The organism is Microbacterium sp. OR16 (assembly GCF_047306725.1).
Classification (GTDB): domain Bacteria; phylum Actinomycetota; class Actinomycetes; order Actinomycetales; family Microbacteriaceae; genus Microbacterium.
The window spans coordinates 1-3,994 of sequence record NZ_JAZEXK010000003.1; the positions used below are offsets into that span (position 1 = coordinate 1).

Consider the following 3,994-nt stretch of genomic DNA (forward strand, 5'->3'; position numbering starts at 1 on the left):
CCCCCCCGTTACTTTCTTCGTAGCCGTTCGGTGAGCATGCTGGGCGGTGGCAGCCTGCCGGGCTCGGCATGATTGGTCCCCCCTGTCGTACGCATGATCCGGGGGGTGTTGTCACCGAACCTGGTTGGCGGTGGGTGATCGCTGATAGGGGCCAGGCCCGAGCACGCTCGAGGTCGTTCGTAACGTGGATGCCGAGACGCACCGTCGCAGCTGTCAACCCGGGCGAACGGAGGAGCTGTGGTCACCCAGATCGAGAACTACGACCAGGTCGACGTGTTCGTCGGCCTCGACGTCGGCAAGGGCGAGCACCACGCGGTCGCTCTGGACCGGGCCGGGAAGAAGCTATACGACCGACCCCTGCCCAACGACGAACGCCGACTCAGAGCGGTGCTCGCCGACCTGCAGGGGCACGGCGTGGTGCTTTTGATCGTCGATCAGCCGGCAACGATCGGCGCGTTGCCGGTCGCGGTCGCGCAAGCCGCAGGCGCGCTGGTTGGATATCTGCCGGGACTGGCGATGCGACGCATCGCAGACCTTCACCCAGGCGAAGCGAAGACCGACGCGAGGGACGCGGCGATCATCGCGGAGACCGCGCGGACGATGCCGCACACCCTGCGGTCGATCCAGGTCACCGACGAGCAGGTCGCGGAACTATCGATGCTCTGCGGCTTCGACGACGACCTCGCCGCCCAGATCACCCAAGTCGGCAACCGCGTCCGTGGGCTGCTCACCCAGATCCATCCCGCACTGGAACGCGCCATCGGGCCACGGCTCGATCACCCCGCGATCCTCGACCTCCTGCAGCGATACCCCTCACCGGCCGCGATGCGCGCCGCCGGCGAGAAACGGGTCGCTACGCGAATGCTGAAACACGCACCGCGCAAAGGTCGCGACTGGGCGCACGAGATCATTGCCGCACTCGGCGAGCAGACGGTCGTGGTCACCGGCACGAACGCGGCAGCCATGGTGGTCCCGCGACTGGCCGCGCAGCTCGCGACGTTGCGGAAGCAACGTGACGATGTCGCGGCGGAGGTCGAGAAGATGGTTGATGCGCACCCTTTTCAGCCCGTGCTGACGAGCATGCCCGGAGTCGGCGTCAGGACCGCAGCCAGAGTCCTCACCGAAGTCGCCGGCAAACACTTCCCCACCGCCGGACACCTCGCCGCCTACGCCGGCTTGGCACCCGTTACTCGAAGATCGGGGTCCTCGATCCGGGGTGAGCACTCATCGCGCCGCGGGAACAAGATCCTCAAGAACGCGATGTTTCTCTCCGCCTTTGCCGCGCTACGCGACCCCGAATCCCGCGCCTACTACGACCGCAAGATCAGCCAGGGCAAACGCCACAACCAAGCGCTGCTCGCTCTCGCCCGCCGACGATGCGACGTCCTCTACGCGATGCTCCGGGACGGGAGCCTCTACCAGCCGTCTCCGACGAGACTGGTCGCCTGAGGCACATCAACTGCAAACGCACCGCTGGGCCGCCGCCTACAGTGAGATGCAATGGTTGTCACGACAATCCGGCTTAGCGGTGGGCTACTTGTCCGCTCGCGGGACGGGATCGTGTCTAAGTCGGAGCGCGACGTATAGACCGCAGCGCCGACAGATGAGGGCCCCCGAGTCCCCCAGTGCGTGAAGTTTCGAACGCTGATAGCTTCGGCCGCAGCATGAGCACCATGGTGCGACCGCTGGCTTCGGATCGATATCGGCATTCTGCACAAGCCAGATGCTACCGGCGAACATGCTTCGCGACTCTATGGGCTGCTCGCTCCGGGAAGACGCCAGCTGAGGCGGCGCCAGGTCTATGGCCTCGACGTGGAGAGCGTCGTATGGCGCAGGCAGTTACTGCGGGATCAGGTTGCAGACGCTGCCTGCGGAGCATTCCGCCGGGTCAAGCATCCGGCTTGCCGCAATCATGCCGACAAGTTCCGCTTCGAGTCGGGCAAGCTCTTCCTGCCGCGCACGGACCTCGGAGAGCTTCTCGGCCAGCAGGAATTCCACATGTGAGCAGGGAGCTTGTCCAGCCTCTCGCAGCTCGAGAACTCCTGCGATATCGGTCAGCTTGAGGCCGGCGGCCTGCGCAGCACGGATGAACCCTATTCGTGCGACCGTACGGTCTTCGTACGACCGGTATCCGTTGCTCTCTCGGTGGGGGGCCGGCAGCAGACCTTCGCGTTCGTAAAACCGGATGGTCTGTGTGCTGACGCCGGACATTTCGGCGAGGTCTCCGATGCGCATGTCTCCATCACACCACTTGACCTTGCATCTGACTACAACGTTTAGGGTCGGTGCATGGAAATCACGGTGCAGTACTTCGACGGCTGTCCGAACTGGGAGACCGCCGCGGAACGCGTGGCAATGATCGCCGCGGAGCGTTCTGAGCTCACGGTGAAACGTCAGCGCGTAGCCACGCAGGCGGACGCGGAAGCGCTGGACTTCCGTGGCTCCCCCACGCTTCTCCTCGACGGGGCGGCCTTGTTCCCGGCACCAGATGCGCCGCCGGGCTTGTCCTGCCGGGTCTACCTGACCCCGAACGGTCTTGCCGGATCCCCGACGCTGGAACAGTTGCGCGACGCGATCGCCCACGCGGAAGCAGCTGCGGAATGAGCGACTCGTTCGACCTAATCGTGATCGGCGCGGGCATGGCGGGAATCGCTTCGGCCAACAAGTGCGCCGCGCAGGGATGGCGGGTCGGGATCGTCGACGAACTCCCCTACGGCGGAACATGCGCGCTGCGCGGCTGCGATCCGAAAAAGATCCTGCGCCGCGGCGCAGAGGTCATCGACTCAGCTCAGCTGATGAGCGGCACCGGTATCGACCAGAACGGGATGGCCCTGGATTGGCCAGCGCTGATGGAGCGGAAACGCGGTTTCACGGATCGTGTCCCGAAGCGGATGGAGAACGAACTCACCGGCAATGGCGTCACCACCTTCCACGGGCACGCCGAGTTCACCGGGGCCAACGAGCTCACCATCGACGGCACCGCCCATCGATCGGACAGGTTCCTCATCGCCTCCGGTGCGACCCCGCGCCCCCTGGACTTCCCCGGTGCCGGGAATCTCATCGACAGCACCGGGTTCCTCGATCTCGATCAGCTACCGCAAAAAATCGTGTTCATCGGCGGCGGCTTCATCTCGTTCGAATTCGCCCACATCGCCGCCCGTGCGGGCGCCGACTGCGTGATCATCGACCGAGGTTCGCGCCCGCTGCGCCAGTTCGATCCAGACCTCGTCGAACTCCTCATCAGCCGAACCGAGCAGGCCGGCATCCGTGTCCTTCGCAACACGACCGTCACCGGAATCGAAGCCACGCCGGCCGGCCACCGGGTCGGCATTGACACCACCGGCAGCGCGGGCAGCATCGACACCGGCCTCGTCGTTCACGGCGCCGGCAGGGTCCCCAACCTCGCCAGCCTGCATCTAGACGCCGCCGGGATCGCCAGCGGCCGCCGCGGCGTCACGGTCGCCCCCCACCTGCAAAGCACCACCAACCCGGCCGTGTACGCCGCCGGCGACGCCGCAGACACTCCTGGCCACCCCCTCACCCCCGTTGCCGTGTTCGAAGGCAAAGTAGCCGCATCCAACATGATCAGAGGCACCACGATCGCTCCCGACTACACCGGCGTGCCCACCACTGTGTTCACCATCCCCGAACTGAGCCGTGTCGGACTCCTCGAGCACGAAGCGGTCGAAGCCGGGCACGACATTGCGGTCCGGTTCACCGACACCAGCCACTGGTACTCCACCTACCGAGTCGCCGAAACCACCGCGGCCGCGAAGATCATAATCGACACCGCCTCCGACCGGATCCTCGGCGCACATCTCCTCGGCCTGGACTACTCCGAACTCATCAACACCTTCGGACTCGCCATCAAGCTCGGCCTCACCACCCAGCAACTCAAATCCGCCACCGCCACCTACCCGTCCCTCGGCTCCGACCTCGGATCGCTGCTCTAGAACACTTCGCTTGACTAACCACATAGGGGCACCCCCCCCCG

At 65.5% G+C, this 3,994-nt stretch carries 4 protein-coding genes; 3 read left to right on the forward strand and 1 reads right to left on the reverse strand.

Features of this window, described 5'->3' with window-relative positions:
• The first annotated feature begins 249 nt into the window (after positions 1-249).
• On the forward strand, positions 250-1,449 hold the full coding sequence (locus V2S05_RS13310) for an IS110 family transposase (RefSeq protein ID WP_413635949.1): 1,200 nt from the start codon (positions 250-252) through the stop codon (positions 1,447-1,449).
• Between the two features lie 390 nt (positions 1,450-1,839).
• Here V2S05_RS13310 and V2S05_RS13315 read toward each other — a convergent pair whose 3' ends face one another.
• Entirely contained in the window at positions 1,840-2,235 is a 396-nt protein-coding gene (locus V2S05_RS13315) for a heavy metal-responsive transcriptional regulator (protein ID WP_071044126.1), read from the reverse strand.
• Positions 2,236-2,289: 54 nt separating this feature from the next.
• Here V2S05_RS13315 and V2S05_RS13320 point away from each other — a divergent pair, with 54 nt between their 5' ends.
• A complete protein-coding gene (locus V2S05_RS13320; protein ID WP_071044127.1) occupies positions 2,290-2,604 on the forward strand; it encodes a thioredoxin family protein in 315 nt (104 codons plus the stop codon).
• Complete coding sequence (locus V2S05_RS13325) at positions 2,601-3,953, forward strand: dihydrolipoyl dehydrogenase family protein (protein ID WP_413635947.1); 1,353 nt, start codon at positions 2,601-2,603, stop codon at positions 3,951-3,953. The genes V2S05_RS13320 and V2S05_RS13325 overlap by 4 nt, the downstream gene beginning before the upstream one ends.
• Positions 3,954-3,994 lie beyond the last annotated feature (41 nt).